The 16,371-nt window shown below is 48.8% G+C and carries 11 protein-coding genes; 2 read left to right on the forward strand and 9 right to left on the reverse strand.

The genetic code is table 11. The features are described from left to right. Positions 1-20 precede the first annotated feature (20 nt). Genes ACO4R2_RS06445 through ACO4R2_RS06455 form a run of 3 tightly spaced genes read right to left on the reverse strand, consistent with a single transcriptional unit; the run spans position 21 to position 5,626 of the window. Complete coding sequence (locus tag ACO4R2_RS06445) at positions 21-2,570, reverse strand: TonB-dependent receptor (RefSeq protein ID WP_484769612.1); 2,550 nt, start codon at positions 2,568-2,570, stop codon at positions 21-23. Between the two features lie 11 nt (positions 2,571-2,581). Beyond that, positions 2,582-3,979, reverse strand: a complete 1,398-nt coding sequence (locus ACO4R2_RS06450; RefSeq protein WP_484769613.1) for a fimbrillin family protein — start codon at positions 3,977-3,979, stop codon at positions 2,582-2,584. A gap of 33 nt (positions 3,980-4,012) precedes the next feature. Beyond that, on the reverse strand, positions 4,013-5,626 hold the full coding sequence (locus tag ACO4R2_RS06455; protein WP_484769614.1) for a DNA/RNA non-specific endonuclease: 1,614 nt from the start codon (positions 5,624-5,626) through the stop codon (positions 4,013-4,015). 743 nt (positions 5,627-6,369) lie between these two features. Here ACO4R2_RS06455 and ACO4R2_RS06460 point away from each other — a divergent pair. Beyond that, complete coding sequence (locus ACO4R2_RS06460; protein ID WP_484769615.1) at positions 6,370-7,551, forward strand: FprA family A-type flavoprotein; 1,182 nt, start codon at positions 6,370-6,372, stop codon at positions 7,549-7,551. 135 nt (positions 7,552-7,686) lie between these two features. Here the strand turns inward: ACO4R2_RS06460 and polA are convergent, their stop codons facing one another. After that, the gene (gene polA / locus ACO4R2_RS06465) at positions 7,687-10,452 is read right to left on the reverse strand and encodes a DNA polymerase I (protein ID WP_484769616.1); all 2,766 of its coding nucleotides are present in this window, start codon (positions 10,450-10,452) and stop codon (positions 7,687-7,689) included. Between the two features lie 231 nt (positions 10,453-10,683). Here polA and ACO4R2_RS06470 point away from each other — a divergent pair, with 231 nt between their 5' ends. Further along, entirely contained in the window at positions 10,684-11,658 is a 975-nt protein-coding gene (locus ACO4R2_RS06470; RefSeq protein WP_484769617.1) for a polyprenyl synthetase family protein, read from the forward strand. Positions 11,659-11,996: 338 nt separating this feature from the next. Here the strand turns inward: ACO4R2_RS06470 and deoC are convergent, their stop codons facing one another. From deoC to ACO4R2_RS06495, 5 genes are all read right to left on the reverse strand, one after another. Further along, entirely contained in the window at positions 11,997-12,929 is a 933-nt protein-coding gene (deoC, locus tag ACO4R2_RS06475; protein ID WP_311489827.1) for a deoxyribose-phosphate aldolase, read from the reverse strand. Positions 12,930-12,941: 12 nt separating this feature from the next. Continuing rightward, positions 12,942-13,274 (reverse strand): nucleotide pyrophosphohydrolase, encoded by a 333-nt coding sequence (locus ACO4R2_RS06480; RefSeq protein ID WP_009347587.1) that lies wholly within the window; start codon positions 13,272-13,274, stop codon positions 12,942-12,944. 90 nt (positions 13,275-13,364) lie between these two features. Beyond that, the gene (dtd, locus tag ACO4R2_RS06485) at positions 13,365-13,817 is read right to left on the reverse strand and encodes a D-aminoacyl-tRNA deacylase (RefSeq protein WP_484769618.1); all 453 of its coding nucleotides are present in this window, start codon (positions 13,815-13,817) and stop codon (positions 13,365-13,367) included. Between the two features lie 24 nt (positions 13,818-13,841). Then, positions 13,842-15,683 carry an excinuclease ABC subunit UvrC gene (gene uvrC, locus ACO4R2_RS06490; RefSeq protein ID WP_484769619.1) on the reverse strand — a complete coding sequence of 614 codons (1,842 nt, stop codon included), beginning with the start codon at positions 15,681-15,683 and terminating at the stop codon, positions 13,842-13,844. 104 nt (positions 15,684-15,787) lie between these two features. Then, positions 15,788-16,324 carry an adenine phosphoribosyltransferase gene (locus ACO4R2_RS06495; protein WP_315091756.1) on the reverse strand — a complete coding sequence of 179 codons (537 nt, stop codon included), beginning with the start codon at positions 16,322-16,324 and terminating at the stop codon, positions 15,788-15,790. Between the last annotated feature and the right edge of the window lie 47 nt (positions 16,325-16,371).

The following is a 16,371-nucleotide window of genomic DNA, read 5'->3' on the forward strand; positions in this document are numbered from 1 at the left end:
GTTTTATTGTTGTTACTGATTTAGAACTTGTAGCTCACGTTGAAGAAGCAGTTGAAGCCTTGCATGTAGAAGTACTTGTTGGCGAAGAGGGAGGGCTTCGTCAGGTTGATACGTCCCTGTTCGAATCCGCCAGTCTTCACGTCTTTCTTGTTGAAGATGTTGTTGAACGAGAGGTTCACGTTGATCGATTTAGAGCGACCCACATAAATCATCTTACCGATAGAGAGATCTACAGTGCAGCCACCGTCGAACATCTCCTGATGTGTGAATTGGCGGTAGGCATCATAGTATTGATTGTTAGGCGTCACTGCGGGCGTATTTGCCTGCGAGTTACCATTGTAACGAGAGGAAACGCGGCGCGCGGGGCTTGCGCTGATGAAATTACGCCCAAACATATTGATGTTTGCGCCGAGGAACCAATAATTGATGAAGTAGCGTGCACCGATAGTTCCTGCCAACTGAGGAACACCTCCCACCATGACGTGGCGCATATAAACCTTTTCAGTCTCAGATACGGCGTAGTCGGAAAGGCTCTTACCGTTGTCGGTGGAGAACTGGCCTTCTGGATTGTTAGCATAGTAGTACTGAGAAACAGTTCCTGCTGCGCTCAGCGTCCAATGGTCGTCGAGTTTGTAAGATGCTGCTGCTTCTACGCCGCGGTGTACTTTGTGGACGCCCGTCAGTACTTGGTTGACCATCGTAACCCCATCGTAGTAGTAAGTGGAACGTTCTGTCAGGTCGAAGAAGCTTGTGTTGAACACGCTAATACGGCCCTGTACTTTCGACGTTGAGAAAAGATAGCTGGCATCAATATGGAAGATACGGCTACTCTTGAGACCTTGTGGCGTTTCATCGCTGTAGCGAGCAGAGATATAAGCGTCGTTGGCCAGAGGAGCCACGGTTCCGTACATTGTATTGACCTGGAAGAGGTGACGTCCGTTGAGTTTGTAAGTCAGACCACCTTTCAGCATAATATCAGTAAAGTTGTGACGAACACCTACGCCGTAGGAATTGTTAGCATGGTGGCCGTTCTGCATCTTTCCGTCGCGGAAGAAATCCGTATAAGTCAGCTGAACACCATAATAAGCGTCCCAATGGCCTTTTGAATACTGATTGTTGATCCAACCGCGAAGGCTGTTGACATGAAGTTTGAAGTCGTAGTCGATAATACCGCCTTCGTAAACACGACGGTTCGGGTGGCGGAGGTCCTTTTGGCGTTGGTCGTTATCACCGGGATAGTCCGTGTCGGAGTACTTATCAATGTCGAGCACATAGTTTGCGCCGAGCAAGTCGTCCACTTTCACAAACTGGTGACTCACGGTGTTTCGACCGAGCAAGCCCGCCGTCAGTTTGTTGTGCTTAGTGAGCTGAGCAGTGAGCGTAGCGTTGAGCGTGGTCTCATAAAGGTCGCTGCGGCGCTCATTCACTAAATAAATGGCCTGTCCGTCTCCGTTCATCACGTTCTGGCGGTTGGCTGCAATCATGTGGTCCCAATTCACCTGCGTAAAGCTTGTGTCGCCGCTTCTCCATAGTTGCTCGTAGTACGCTGCTGCTTCTGTGTTGCCATTGGCGGCAAAGTAAGAAGGAAGATAGCGGTAGTAGTCGGGGCGAGGATCGGCTCCGTCAAACCAGTTGAGGGCTGTGTTGCCGTACTTCCCAAAGTGGAAGCTCAAGCCAGTATTGAGTGTGAGTTTGTCGGATAGCTTACCTTCGTAGCTAAGTATGGCTGTGGGATCGAAAGCCTTAACGACTTTCGCGTTGCGCTTCTTTCCGTTCTGGTAGCCCCAGTTTGCGTTGTAGAGGTTGTTACCTGTGAGGTCGTACACCTCTTGCAGAGAACCGCTTTGCTGGCCGCGAACCACGGGCGAACCCATTGTGGTGAAGTTGAAACGGTGGCGACCGCCGGCCAACTGCTTCTCGATGAGTAGCGCATAGGCAATGTTGCGATAGAAAGTTCCTTGTATGTTTCCTTCGCCCGAATAGCGTCCGCCGATGAGTCCTGTTACGGCCCAGCCGTTGTCCATCATGCCAGTGGATAGCTGTGCCATGCCGCGCCAGTAGTAGTTGCGATTGGTGAATGAAGCTGTAGCTTGGCCACCTCGGCCAAAGTCGCCAGCGCGCATCAGGATATTATTCGCGCCACCGATAGTTCCGAAGGTGAACGCACCAGGCATAGCGTTGTTTGTCTGGTCTCCATAGCGCGTCAGGATATTCATCGCACCGATTGAAGCATAGTTGAACACGCCTCGGAGCTGATCGTTGAACGGCATACCATTGATATATGTCTCTTCATAGATGTTGCTGTAGCCTCTGTTGCGGAAGCGCATGGGCGAGAGCTGGTAAGCCGCCGTATTGAGGTAGATGTCGTGCGCGGTGAGTACTGTCGTGTTGATGTCCTGTGAGGCATCGTTGGAGCCGTCCTCTCCATCAGCGTCGAAGACACTCGCGTCGACCACTCCCACTAAGGATAGGTCTTCCTGAGTGGTGGAGTCTGCTTTCTCCGCAGGTTTCTGTGCGTAGATAAGACACGGGAAAAGCAGTGCGCCAATAAGGATATTCCGTCTGTTCATAATATCTTTTTTTATTTTGTTCCAACAAGTTTGATCTTTGCTAAGCGGAGTCCCTTCGTGTTGGCATTTGCCGAGCTGAGGAAATGCAGTTCTGAGGTAGCATTTGCAGCACTAACGGGGAGTTCGATAGTAATCGTGGTGAATGTGTTCTTGTCATCGGGATTCTTTACTATCTTCGATGGTGTAGCAAAGGCTTGACCGTTGAACGTTCCCGTCATGGCCGCGAGGTCCATCTCTTCTCCCGCGTTGTAGAGGTTAGCATTGAGCTCGTAGGTCAATACTAACTTTTTATAGCCTTGTGTGTCGAATCCGCTGATGCTGAAGTCGGAATCCTTACCACTGGGGAACCAGATGACATTTGTATTGCTGTGGTTACGCAGTGAGAGAGTATTGTTGGCATCCTTAAAGGTGAGCGTCGGATTAGACCATGCAGTGAAGCTGCTCACAAACGGCCATCTGTTGTCCACTTTTGTGACGGCTGCTGTGCCAAAGTTTTCTTCGAACAGCACCTTCTCATTCTGAAAATGTACGTCTACGTTGGGCGTTGGAGTAGCCACAGTGGCGCCTGGGTTCTCTGTCCAGTTGCCTGATAGTATGGTATCAGCCGTGAGGTTACTTGCCGTCACCTTTACCGGGAGGGCGTAGGTCTTGCCAGCAAGGAAAGCCGTTTTGTTGATAGAGAATTCCTTTGTCATTCCGTTCACATTGACAACAATCTTACTCTTCGTCGTCGACATGGGTATCACGGTGCCCTCTGCACGGTTGCCAGTGACAGGCATCGTAATATCGGCCGTCTTTGAAACGCTCTTGAAAGCCCCGTTGGCTAAGTTGTATGTGCCTTCCACGGCTGCATTTGTCAGCGTCACTGACATGTTGTTGAGTGTCACACCGTTGTCGGCCGTCGCCACTACAAATACTTTGGCAAGCTTGTGCTTAAAGCCGAGTTTTAGGTCGGTGTTCAAACCGCTACAGTTGGTAGCATCATCCGATTGGATGAGGTAGAGCTTCGATTGATCTTGCTGATCGTTGAGCGACACAGAGAAAGCGCCCGTTGCAGCCGATGCGTTGTAGGGCGCATAGGCGACAAAGTCCACCTTTGAGCCATCTAATGGGAAATGGATGGTAGCATCTGTGTTGGCAGCAGTCAGTTTTCCGCGATCGGAAAGTTGGTATTCGCGGTTGCATGAAGTAGCTTCGGAGAGTTTGCTGCCGGCTGCTTTCATAAATACGCCAGCGGTGATTCCCGTAGTCCAGGAATCGGCCTTACCGATAGAGGTGCCTCCACTCACGTAGGCAGTAAAGTTAGGCTCAGTGCCATAACCCCAATTGCTATGATCCTCTACTTCCGTACAAGAAGCCAGAGTCAGAGCCATTGCACCTGTTGTCAGGATAAAGGTCTTTAATCTCATTTTTGTAGATATTTAGTTTGTAATTTTATTGTCTTATTGCCATTTTCCGACATCATAGGTCAGTTTGTACTGTTGTCGGATGCTGGGGAAGAAAGTGAAGCCTGTGAGCTCTTCCAGCTCGCTCACACTGAGCGCGAAGTCCATATAGTTGGCCGAATAGTAGCTCACAGATGTTCCCGCATTTGTAGTGCCGCGGCTGCCTTGGTCAAACTTGAAGGCAATCGTATAGGCCGCACCCGTTGAGCGATCAATGCGGCAGAGAGCTTTGAAGTAGTATTTGGGCACGGCAATCTTTTTGCCGCTATTATCGCTAACGTAAGTCACTGAACTGTTACTTGCCGTGGTGGGCATAGCTCCCGTAACGACGTATAGCGTATCGATGTTCGACGACCAACCGCGAACCGCGCTTTCCAATCGCGCCCATACCTGGCCGTTCAAAGCACCTGCTTGCGGCGTCATATTGGAGTAGTAGAACGTTTGCTTATTAGCTTCTTCCGTCACATAGCGGTCAGCACTCGGTATCTGGTGGCCACGCTGATACCGCTCTATTGCGTTTTTCATCGTGGGCTGTTGTTCCGTTGAGAGCAAGGGGTCGTAGTCCCAAGCATCCGTACGCCCCGTGTTGCGCTGCGTATAGAAAGTGCAGAGCGGATAAGCCACCCAATAAGCCATCTTGAGATCCGTGTCGTAGAGCATAGCGTAGTTGCGATAGTTCTGGCCATTGCGGGCGAAGAAGTGCTCTATGTAGCGCAGGCTCACATTGCTGCTCTGTTGGGAAGTGATGAGAGGCGTTTCCGTCCAGTGCTGTTTGCCCGCCACAACGGTGGTGGTAGAGCCTAAGCCCGAGATGGTTACGTCTTGCTGCAAGGCGTTGTCGCTGTTCACGGTCACGCTGGGCGATAGCGTCACTTCGCGCACCAGTCCGTTGGCAGCTGTGAAGCGCACCTTCAAGGCTTGCAGTTGCTGAGGTAGGACATAGGCCGTGGCCGTGCGGCTGAATTTGCCGCCCGTCATGGTCATGGGGATAGTGCCGTTGCGCGGAGCTGTAACCGTCATCGTGTTGTTGCGGAGGTCGAAAGTGCCGCTTGTGGGCATATCAAAGAGTGTGGCTGTTAAACCACTAATGTCGCCGCCATCGGTGGAGTTGATGGTGAGCGTCACCTTACCCAGTGCGCGTTTGAAGCGCAGCGTGGGTTGTTTGGTATTTGTGCGCGCCAAGAGATTGTTGGACGTGAGCAGGTTGAGCCACGGATTGTCCGTTTGCTGGCTCACATCCACGCTGATTTGGTAGCTTCGCAGCGTGTCGCTAAAGGGCGCATAAGCTATGAAGTCAACGGCCGACCCATCTTGCGGATAGGTCAGTGGGCGCGTGGTGTGTGTGAAAATGCCGTTGCCGATGGTTTGATACGGAATGTTGGAAAAACCATCAACTATGCTGCTTTCCGAGAGTGTTTGTCCGCTCTTTTTCTCGAAGATACCTATCTTGCTGTTCTGTGCCCAAGTCAGGCTGCTTGTGTTGCCTGCATATTCGGAGTTGAAACTAAACGCATCGGTGGTCACATCGACCACATTTTCCGATGGAGAGCACCCCGCAATCAGTGTTCCAGCAGCGAGCAAAAGAAGCAAACCTATATGTCTTATTTTCATCCTTAAGTCAGAAAAACAATTAGTAATCAGTGTAAAGGGATTCAAAGGTAAGGGATTTTTTAGAATATCTGCCCATCGAAAGCCATTAAAAAGCGGCTCAATGGGTGAGATTTAACACTTCGACATAGCAATTTTATCTTTCTCTATTTCCTCTTTTCTCGTTTTTCTTCCTTCTTTTATAGTTTGATAAGACTGTGTTTTGTAAATATAATTCGCAGTCTACAGTCCTGAGAATGGCTTGAAATCCATCGTGCCTACCTCCGGCCCGAAATACGCCATTCTCAGCGCGTAGGCTTCCTTATTGCGTTCGTGGTTTTCCTTATTGTGTCAGCTGATAGCCTTATTCTGTCAGCTGACATCCTTATTCTGTCAGCTGATAGCCTTATTGTATCCATGGGTATCCTTATTGCATAGATGAATACCCTTATGAGAGGAGGCGATTTGGTAGTCTTTGGAGTAGACAGAATAAGCTGTATAGTTCATTTTCTGGGAGTTGGCGAAGTATAGGTTTGAGTTGTTCTATGTTTTCCTTAAGCTCCTACCTCGTTCTTGGTATCTTGCAGTTACTATCTTGTTGCATACTTGTTTTCTTTGTATCTTTGCACACTGTAAGAAAGAGACGGAAAACGAACCAAATGGGATAGGGGGCGGCAAGAGTGACATGTCGTTGATTCCTAACCTCTTGCGAATTTCTAAAGTCTTCTTTCTGAGAAAAAGATATATGTTAGAAATTATCCAAAGATATGCAACTCACAGATAAGATTTACTATGTCGGTGTGAACGACCGCACAAAACATCGCTTCGAAGGCCAGTGGCATTTACCACAAGGCGTGTCCTATAATAGCTATTTAGTTGTCGACGAAAAAGTTGCCCTCATAGATACTGTTGAGGCCGACTTCTTCCTCGAGTTCCTTGATAAGCTGCATGCTGTCCTTGGCGACCGTAAGATCGATTACCTTGTCATCAACCATATGGAACCAGACCATAGTGGCTCCATCAGTCTTCTTAGAAAGTATTACCCCGATGTCAAATTAGTGGGCAATAAAAAGACGTTCGATATGGTGGAAGGTTTCTACGGTGTACCGACAGCCGATGATGTAGAGGTGACCGAGGGAACAGAATTGAGCTTGGGGAGCACGACGCTCCAGTTCCACCTTGTGCCGATGTTGCACTGGCCGGAAACCATGGTAAGTTATCTGAAGGAAGATAAGGTGCTGTTCTCTGGCGATGTATTCGGTTGCTTCGGTGCGCTGAATGGAAACATTGTCGATCGCAATATGGACACGGAATCCTACCTTCCAGAAATGGAACGCTACTATGCTGCTATCTTGGGAAAATATGGCACACAAGTGCTGGCAGGACTCAAGAAACTGGCACCTCTGGAGATAGAGATGATTTGCTCTACTCACGGCCCAGTTTGGACGGAGCATATCTCCACTATCATTGAGCTGTACCGCCGTCTGGGGGCTGGCGAGACCGAAGAAGGTATCGTGGTGGCTTATGGGTCTATGTATGGCAACACGCAGCGCGTGGCTGAGGCTATTGCCGAAGGAGCAGCGGAAGCAGGCGTACGCAAGATAGTGGTTCACAATCTGAGTGTGTCGCAGCCTTCCTATGTTCTCCGCGACATCTTCCGCTACAAAGGTTTGGCCATTGGCGGACCTACTTACAACAGCGAACTTTTCCCCGTTGTCAACGATATGATGGAGCGTCTCTGCGGCCGTAAAGTCAGCAATCATGTGCTGGCGGCTTTCGGCGGTTTCTCTTGGGCTGGTCAGGCCGTTAAGATTCTGGAGAAATACAACGAACGTATGAAAATGGAGATGGTGGATGCGCCTGTGGAATGGAAGCAGGGCGCAAACCCAGACGTATTGGAGCGCGCGCGTGAATTGGGCCGCCGTTTGGCAGCCGCTGTCAAGGCATAAACGAACTATTTCTATACAATAACAACTGCCACCTATGGAGGTTTTCCTTATAGGTGGCAGTTGCTTTTATAAGCAAAGCGCGGAAAGGGAGTACTGGGCAAACCAGCAACATCCTTCCGCGCTTCGTTGTGTCTGTTAGTGGGCTTCGAGCCAATTCTTGCCCTCGCCGCAATCTGCCTCGAGGGGAACGCTCATCTTATAAGCTCCTTGCATTTCTTCGATGACGATGCGTTTCACCTTATCAAACTCATCGGTAGGAACGCTGAAGTTCAATTCATCATGCACCTGCAACATCATGCGGGCCTTGCAGCCTTCAGCATCTAAGCGCTGTTGCACGCGAATCATAGCAATTTTGATGATGTCTGCCGCCGTCCCTTGGATGGGTGCATTCACGGCGTTTCGCTCCGCATAGCCGCGCACCACGGCATTGCGGCTATTGATGTCGGGGAGGTAGCGGCGACGGCCGAACTCAGTCTCGATGTAGCCTTTCTCCCGCGCAGTGTCCACGGCCTTTGAGATATAGTCCTTTATCTTCGGATACATTTCAAAATAGGAGTCGATGAGTTCTTTGGCTTCCGTACGAGAGACATCCATACGTTCAGCCAAACCGAAGGCACTAATACCGTAGATGATGCCAAAATTAGCCGTTTTGGCCTTCCGGCGTTCGTCTTTGCTGATGTCTTTAATGTCCTTGTGGAAAATACGGGCGGCCGTGGCGGCATGTACGTCGTGGCCAGCATTGAAAGCCTCAATCATGTGCTCATCTCCACTCAAATGAGCCATAATTCTAAGCTCTATTTGGGAGTAGTCGGCAGAGAAAAAGATTTCTCCCGCCTCGGGAATAAAGGCCTTACGAATTTCACGACCATCTTCACCGCGCACAGGGATATTCTGCAAGTTCGGATTGGAAGAACTGAGGCGTCCCGTGGCCGTAACGGCCTGATTGAAAGAGGTATGGATGTGTCCTGTGGCCGGATTGATGAGTTTGGGAAGAGCTTCAACGTAGGTGGAAAGAAGCTTTTTGAGTCCGCGATAATCCAGTATCTTCTGCACGATAGGATGCTTCGAATGGAGATCACGCAGCACCTCCTCACTGGTGGAATACTGCCCGCTCTTGGTTTTCTTGACCTTTTCAGAGAGTTTCAGTTCGCCGAAAAGCACTTCTCCCACCTGTCGTGGAGAGTTGATAGTGAATTCGTGTCCCGCCAGTTCGTAGATGTCTTTTTCTAAAGTCTGGAGACGCAGCGTAAAGTCATTTTCCACTTCCTTCAAGGTATCAGTGTCGAGCACAACCCCATTGCGCTCCATTCGGGCTAAGACGGGCATCAGCGGCATCTCTATGTTTTGGAACACTTCCTCAAGGCTGTTTTTGCGCAACTCTTCCGCCAATGGTTTCATCAAGCGGAGCGTTACGTCGGCGTCCTCGCAGGCGTATTTATAAATATCCTTCGGCTCGAGGTCGCCCATGTTTTTCTGACCACGTCCTTTAGGCCCAATCAATTCTTCAATGTGGATGGTTTTATAGTTGAGGTATATCTCAGCCAGATAATCCATATTGTGGCGAAGTTCGGGCTGTATGAGATAGTGAGCCAGCATTGTGTCGAAAAGAGGGCCGGAGAGATGAATACCATAATTGGCCAGAACCGTGAGGTCATACTTGAGGTTCTGCCCGACTTTCAAAATTTTCGGGTTCTCATACACCGGGCGGAAAATCTCAAGGATTTTTTTAGCTTTCTCTGTTTCACGTGAAACGGGAACGTACCAAGCGCGGAAATCCTCTGTTGAAAAGCTCAATCCCACTAATTTGGCGTCCAATGCCTCTATGGAAGTGGTCTCCGTGTCTAGACTGAAAATTTCATTTGTCAATAAAAAGTCGGCTAATTCTTTTGCTTCCGTTTCATTCTCAATGAGTTTGTATTTGTAAGATAGGTTTTCTAATCGCGAAAAGAGGCGTTCAGAATCATTTCCTTTATCCTCGGTCGATTCTGAGCCAAAGAGAGAGAGCTCAACGGGAGCAGATTTTGAGGATTTTTGAGGTCCGTCGAGTTTTGTGAGGAAAGAGCGAAATTCGAGCTCAGTGAAAATTTGGCGCAAGGCTTCTTTGTCCGGCTCTTCTATTTTGAATTGTTCAAAGTCGTATTGGAGTGGTACGTCGGTCTTGATTGTTGTCAGGACTTTCGAGAGTTTGATTTCGTCGACGTGTTCTTCTATTTTTTTTCTTACTGCTCCCTTCAGTTCCGAACTATGTGCGATGATGTCCTCGCAAGATCCGAATTGCTGGAGTAGGGTAGTGGCTGTTTTTGGGCCAACGCCAGGGCAGCCCGGTATGTTGTCGGCAGCATCACCCATTAGTGCGAGATAGTCGATGACTTGTAGTGGCGACTGCAAGCCATATTTCTCGCACACCTCTTGAGGGCCGAGAATTTCCCACGGAGCATTGCCGTGGCCAGGGCGTTGCATCAGCAGGTTGGGTTCTACAAGTTGGGCATAGTCCTTATCGGGCGTAATCATGCGCACCTCGTAGCCCTCCCGCACTGCGGCTTTCGCCATCGTTCCGATGACGTCGTCGGCTTCGAAACCAGGCACTTCCAAGATGGGAATACGGTAGGCCTTGATGAGGTCCTTGATGATGGGTATAGCCTTTTTGATGTCCTCCGGCGTAGCCTCACGTTGTGCCTTGTATTCGGGGAAGAGTTCGTGGCGGAACGTATGTCCTGCGGGGTCGAAACCGATGGCCAAGAGATCGGGTTGCTCCTTTTGCAGCACCTCGTTGAGGGTGGTCAGGAATCCGAAGATGGCACTCGTGTTTTGGCCTTTGGAATTGATGCGCGGACTACGAATGAGACCATAGTAGGCGCGATAAATCAGCGCGTAGGCGTCGAGGAGATAGAATTTCTTCATTGCTGTGCTTTGTTTGTTGCAAATATAGCAATTTCGGCCCTACTCACCTCTTTTCCCACCTGCCTAAATCCCACCTCCCTCTCTGCTTTATAGCTTTCCCCGCACGCTTTTTGTTTCGTTTTCTTTATCATAAAAAGTTTTTAATTTAATGTATCCGTGCCGATTGCAGATATAATATCGTTCGCAATCACGATTAAATTAGTATTTTTGCGATTCAAAATGTGCATACTAATGGACCAACTATCACTTATCCGCAAACCGATTGAAAACGAGCTGAAGGAATATAAAGTTTTATTTGACAGCTGTTTCACTCACGAGGACGAATATCTTAACGCCGCCTTGCAGTATGTAGGCAGTAGGCAGGGGAAGATGATGCGTCCCATTCTCGTTTTGCTTGTAGCCCGCGAATTTGGTCCTGTTCGTGAAGCTACACTTCGTTCGGCCGTAGCCCTTGAGTTGCTACACACTTCCAGTTTGATTCACGATGATGTTGTTGACGAAAGCGGTAAACGCCGCGGACACGCCAGTGCGAATGCCATTTATGGCAACAAGGTGGCAGTGCTCGTGGGCGACTATATCTTGGCCGCAACGCTTCATCAAGCTGCACTGACAAAGGATGTGCGCATTGTGGATATTATAGCTCTCTTGGGCGGGACGCTCTCCGAGGGAGAAGTGCGCCAGTTGGCCAATATCCGTAGCGAGGTGAGCACGGAAGAAGCTTATTTTCATATCATTCAGCGCAAGACAGCGGCCCTCTTTACGGCTTGTGCGCGTCTGGGAGCATTGAGTGCCGGAGCGCCCGAATCGCTTGCCGAGGAGATTTCCAAATTTGCTGAAATCGTGGGCGTTTGTTTCCAAATCCGCGACGATATTTTCGACTATTACGAGGATTCTAATATAGGGAAACCTACGGGAAATGACATGGCCGAGGGGAAGCTCACACTGCCGGCTATTTATGCTGTCAATCACACCGAGCGTCAAGACGTTCGCGATTGGGCCGCAAAGGTGAAGGCAGGGACAGCCACGCGCGAAGAAATATCGAATCTCGTGGAATATACCAAGCAAGCTGGCGGCATCGACTATGCGCGGGACACTATGGAACGTATGCGCACAGAGGCCTTGGGCATCTTGGATAATTTTCAAAATGCGGAGGTTCGCGAAGCCCTTCTGCGCTATCTCGACTTTACGATAGGTCGCGATTTATAAGTTATTTCTTGACTTTTTATAGGATTCGTGAGGCAGTAAAAAAGCTTTGTCACAGTCTTGCTCAATCGTCCTCTACAATACTCTTATTCCCTCCAAAAATACAATAAGGATGTCAGCCGACATCCTTATTGTGTGAACTGACATCCTTATTGCGTCAGCTGACACAATAAGGATATTTTTCCCCATCTTTAAGGTGTTGAAATATAGCCTTTTGCAATGTGTATTTTTCCTTGTTTCGCTACGTGGTGGCAGACTTTGATTCTCGTAAAAACAAAGTATCCGCAACCTCTCCTTTAGGAGGTTGCGGATACTTTTTAAGCTATAATTTTGACAGAGGTTTAGAATTTCTCGAATTCTTCACCTGTTACTGCCGTCAATAGGCGTGATGCCAGAGAGCTGGTTCCGATGCGGAAAAGGCCGGCCTTTATCCATTCTTCGCCTAAGACCTCACGAACGATGGTATAGTAGAGAACTGCATCTTTAGGGGTAGAAACGCCGCCAGAGGCCTTAAAACCGACCATACGGCCTGTTTCATTATAGTATTCCTTAATGGCTTGACACATAACGTAAGCTGCCTCGGGAGTTGCCGATACGGGAGTCTTGCCTGTGCTGGTCTTGATGAGGTCTGCACCAGCGTACATGGACAGGATGCTTGCGCGCTTGATGTTGGCAGCTGTTTTGAGTTCGCCCGTCTCAAGGATAACCTTCAATGGCACTTCGCCGCACACGGCCTTGATTTCTTCAATCTCGTCGACACAAGTTTCGTAGTCGCCTTGAAGGAAGGGACCTACAGAGAGTACCATGTCGCACTCTTCTGCACCGTCTTTGATGGAGAGAGCAGTCTCGGTGGTCTTGATTTCTATAAACGTTTGTGAAGAAGGGAAACCGCCTACAACGCAGGCTGCTTTGGTGCCTTCCACTTCAAGACTCTTGGACACGATGTCCACAAAGCGAGGATAGGTGACAAGTGCAGAAAAGGGTGGGAGGTCAGGGTGGTTTTCGGCCACTTTATTATACTTCTCCACCATGGCCAGTACGCTCTCGTCGGAGTCGTTGCAGGTGAGCGTGGTTAGCTCAATGGTGCTCAACAAATAGCGGAGCACTTCTGGGGTGTTGTACTGAGCTGATTTCTCCTCGAGGAGCTTCTCTACGGCAGCTTTTACCGCATCGTCGTTGAGCTGTAGGTCGTATTTCTGAAATGCTTGTTCGTACTTGCTCATGTTTGCAGTTTGGCTTGCATCTTTCTGGATATGCAAATTTTTTTCGGGCATATTTTTTTGATTTTAATGATTAGATGTTAGTTTGGGATTATTCTTGTGTCGCGTAGCATCGCGGCGTGTTTTCTTTTCCATATTGCGCTCAAAAGCCTCTGTGAGGTTCACCCCTGTCTGATTGGCTAAGCAGAGCAATACCCATAGGACATCGGCCATCTCATCGGCAGGGTCTTGTGATTCGCCCGCTTTGAAACTTTGGTCGCCATATTTGCGGCTAATGACACGGGCCAGCTCGCCCACTTCTTCCGTAAGGCATGCCATGTTCGTAAGTTCGGAGAAATAGCGCACGCCATACTCTTTGATCCATTTGTCCACAGTTGCCTGTGCTTCTTCTAATGTCATATATTCTTTGCTTGGAGATGTTTAGAAAAGAGTTTGATTAACAGAGTGTTGAGAGTGATTTTCTCTTGTTTTAGATTCTTTTCTTCTATCTTATTCTTTGTTCTTCGTGTCCATACAAATAGTTACTGGCCCATCATTTAGGAGTTCTACTTTCATATCTGCCCCAAAAACACCTGTTTCCACCTGATTTCCAATGGCTTCTGAAAGGCGTTGACAGAAATATTCGTAGAGAGGCACGGCGATGTCATGACCAGCGGCGCGCAGATAGGAGGGACGGTTGCCTTTCTTGTAGCTTGCCATCAGTGTGAACTGGCTCACAACGAGTGCGTTACCTCCAATGCTGACGATGTCGCGGTTCATGACGCCTTCCTCATCATCGAAGATGCGCAACCCGGCTGCCTTTTTTGCTAACCAGTCGGCATCTGCTTCGGTGTCTGAAGGCTCAATGCCGAGGAGTATAAGAAATCCTTGTTGGATGCTGCCGTGCACGCAACCATCTATGGTTACGGAGGCGTGAGAAACTCTTTGAATGACTGTTCGCATAATATTGTTAGCAAATGTACAAACTTATTCGTGATTTTCCTTATTGGAGTGGAGGTTTTCAAATAGTTTCTGCCCTTTTGCGCGCCCTACAACCACTTGCAGTTGCTGCAAGCTGGCTTCTTTGATACGTTTCACGGAGCCGAAAGTCTTGATGAGAAGCTCTCTGGTCTTTGCGCCCACGCCTGGAATGGTATCAAGTTCTGATTTGGTCTGACGTTTCGAGCGTTTTTGCCTGTGGAAGGTGATGGCGAAGCGGTGTACTTCGTCCTGCATACGTGTGAGCAGGCGGAAAAGTTCGCTGTTGGCCTTCATTCCTACGCTCTTGGGAGGAAATCCAAAAAGGAGCTCGCGTGTGCGGTGATGATTGTCTTTGGCCAAGCCTGCTATGGGGATGTTGAGGCCTAAGGCGTCTTCCACCACTTCGCGTATAACTTCCATCTGACCTTTTCCGCCGTCGGCTATAATCAGTTCGGGCAGTTTCTTTCCCTCTTCTTTGAGTCGGCTGTAGCGGCGGAAAACAACTTCTTTCATGGAGGCGTAATCATCAGGTCCTACCACGGTTTTGATGTTATATTTGCGGTATTCTTTCTTACAAGGTTTTAGTTTTTCAAAGACCACGCAAGCTGCCACGGCATCTTCGCCCTGGATGTTAGAATTATCGAAGAGTTCGATGTGGTAGGGGAGTTTTTCCAGCCCTAAATCGCGTTGAATTTCTTTCATGAGGCGCACAGATTTTTGTTCTGGATTGAGCTTCTCTGCTTGCTTCAGACGATCGAAGCGATATTGCTTTACGTTTAGTTTCGATAAGTCGAGCAATTTCTTTTTGTCGCCGCGTTGTGGGATAGTCTGTAGGGCGTAGTCGTCGGGTAAGTCTACGTGAAACGGTACAATAATCTCTTTACTGTCGCTCTCATAGCGGTCGCGCATCTCAACAATGCCCATCGCCAGCAGTTCCTCGTCCGTTTCGTTGAGTTTCTTCTTGTATTCAAAAGTGAAAGCCTGCACGATAGCACCATTCACCACGTGTAGGTAGTTGATATAAGCCAGCTTTTCCTCGCTTTCAATATTGAAAACGTCTATATTATAGAGAATGTCGCTGATCACTTGGCTCTTTGCGCGGTAGTTCTCTATCATTATATATTGCCGCTTGACGAGTTCTGCCTCCTCAAAACGTAGTTCTGCGGCCAAGGCCATCATTTGTTCTTTCATCTTTCGCGCCACTTCGGCCGTATTGCCTTTCAGAATCTCACGACAAGCCTCGATGTTGTTGATATAGTCTTGTCGGCTCTGACGCCCTACGCATGGGGCTAAACATTTATGTAAGTGGTATTCCAAACACACTTCGTACTTGCCTGCCTCTATTCCTTCGCGCGTCATAGCCGTGTGGCACGGCCGGGGCTTGTAGAGGTCTTTGCAGAGGTCCCATAGAGCGTACATTGTGGGCGTATGGCTGTAAGGACCGAAGAATTGTGCGCCTTTGCCCATCCTTTTCCTCACTCTGACGAGCCGAGGTAGGTATTCGTTGGTAATGGCCAGCGATGGGTAGGTCTTATCGTCTTTGAGCAGGACATTATAGTGCGGCTTGTATTTCTTGATGAGTTTGTTCTCCAGAAGTAATGCGTCTTCCTCCGTGTCTACGACAATGTAGCGAATATCCCGAATCTTTGGCACTAAAAACTGTGTCTTGTAGGTTTGCTTTGGATTGTTGAAGTACGAACTTACGCGACGCTTCAAATTCTTAGCTTTACCTACATATATGATAACTCCTTTCTCGTTGAGATACTGATAGCATCCGGGAGAGTCTGGGAGGCTCAGAACGATACCTTTGAGGTATTCGTCGATTTTAGCACGTTCTTCTTTTTTCATATAAGAGAATTTCTAACCGGTATGGACTGAATCGGACCTGCGGTACAGCGAGCGTACGGCAGGTCCGTTGTGATTGTTGAGTAGAGCGGATTTCTTGTCAGTATTTACCGACGAACGGTGACTAGGGTAGTGATGTCCTTATCTGCCCCTAATGTCTCGCGTCCGTGTAGGCCTTCCATGGCCAATTCAATAAGGAAGTTGATGTATATCTTCTTCGGTTTGAAATGTGCACAAAGATTGTAAACAGCTTGCATACTTCCGCCCGTTGCCAGAAGGTCATCGTGGATTAGCACGATATCTCCTTCTTCGATGGCATCCGTGTGAATCTCAATCGTGTCGTAGCCGTATTCCTTTTTGTAGGAGGCCTTGCAGGTTAGTGCAGGGAGCTTGCCCGGTTTGCGGGCCATAACGAAGCCGGCCCCTAATTCGCTCGCCAGAATTCCGCCCATGACGAATCCGCGCGACTCAACGCCGACGACCTTGGTTATACCTTTGTCTTTATAGATACGTACTAATTCTTCTTTCATCTCCTTCACGCAATCGGGATTCTTAAATAGCGTGGAGACATCTTGAAACTGTATTCCAGCCTTTGGGTAGTCGGGAATGTTTCGCAGGTTGTCAAGTAACAACTTCTCGTTCATAATTTCCTTTATTTCTTGAGGTTTCTAAAGATTTGTTTCACGTGGAA

This window comes from Alloprevotella sp., assembly GCF_057240785.1.

Coding starts and splice junctions, on each gene's coding strand:
- ACO4R2_RS06445 (WP_484769612.1), bottom strand. CDS start 2,570: ATGAACAGACGGAATATCCTTATTGGCGCACTGCTTTTCCCGTGTCTT.
- ACO4R2_RS06450 (WP_484769613.1), bottom strand. CDS start 3,979: ATGAGATTAAAGACCTTTATCCTGACAACAGGTGCAATGGCTCTGACT.
- ACO4R2_RS06455 (WP_484769614.1), bottom strand. CDS start 5,626: ATGAAAATAAGACATATAGGTTTGCTTCTTTTGCTCGCTGCTGGAACA.
- ACO4R2_RS06460 (WP_484769615.1), top strand. CDS start 6,370: ATGCAACTCACAGATAAGATTTACTATGTCGGTGTGAACGACCGCACA.
- polA (WP_484769616.1), bottom strand. CDS start 10,452: ATGAAGAAATTCTATCTCCTCGACGCCTACGCGCTGATTTATCGCGCC.
- ACO4R2_RS06470 (WP_484769617.1), top strand. CDS start 10,684: ATGGACCAACTATCACTTATCCGCAAACCGATTGAAAACGAGCTGAAG.
- deoC (WP_311489827.1), bottom strand. CDS start 12,929: ATGCCCGAAAAAAATTTGCATATCCAGAAAGATGCAAGCCAAACTGCA.
- ACO4R2_RS06480 (WP_009347587.1), bottom strand. CDS start 13,274: ATGACATTAGAAGAAGCACAGGCAACTGTGGACAAATGGATCAAAGAG.
- dtd (WP_484769618.1), bottom strand. CDS start 13,817: ATGCGAACAGTCATTCAAAGAGTTTCTCACGCCTCCGTAACCATAGAT.
- uvrC (WP_484769619.1), bottom strand. CDS start 15,683: ATGAAAAAAGAAGAACGTGCTAAAATCGACGAATACCTCAAAGGTATC.
- ACO4R2_RS06495 (WP_315091756.1), bottom strand. CDS start 16,324: ATGAACGAGAAGTTGTTACTTGACAACCTGCGAAACATTCCCGACTAC.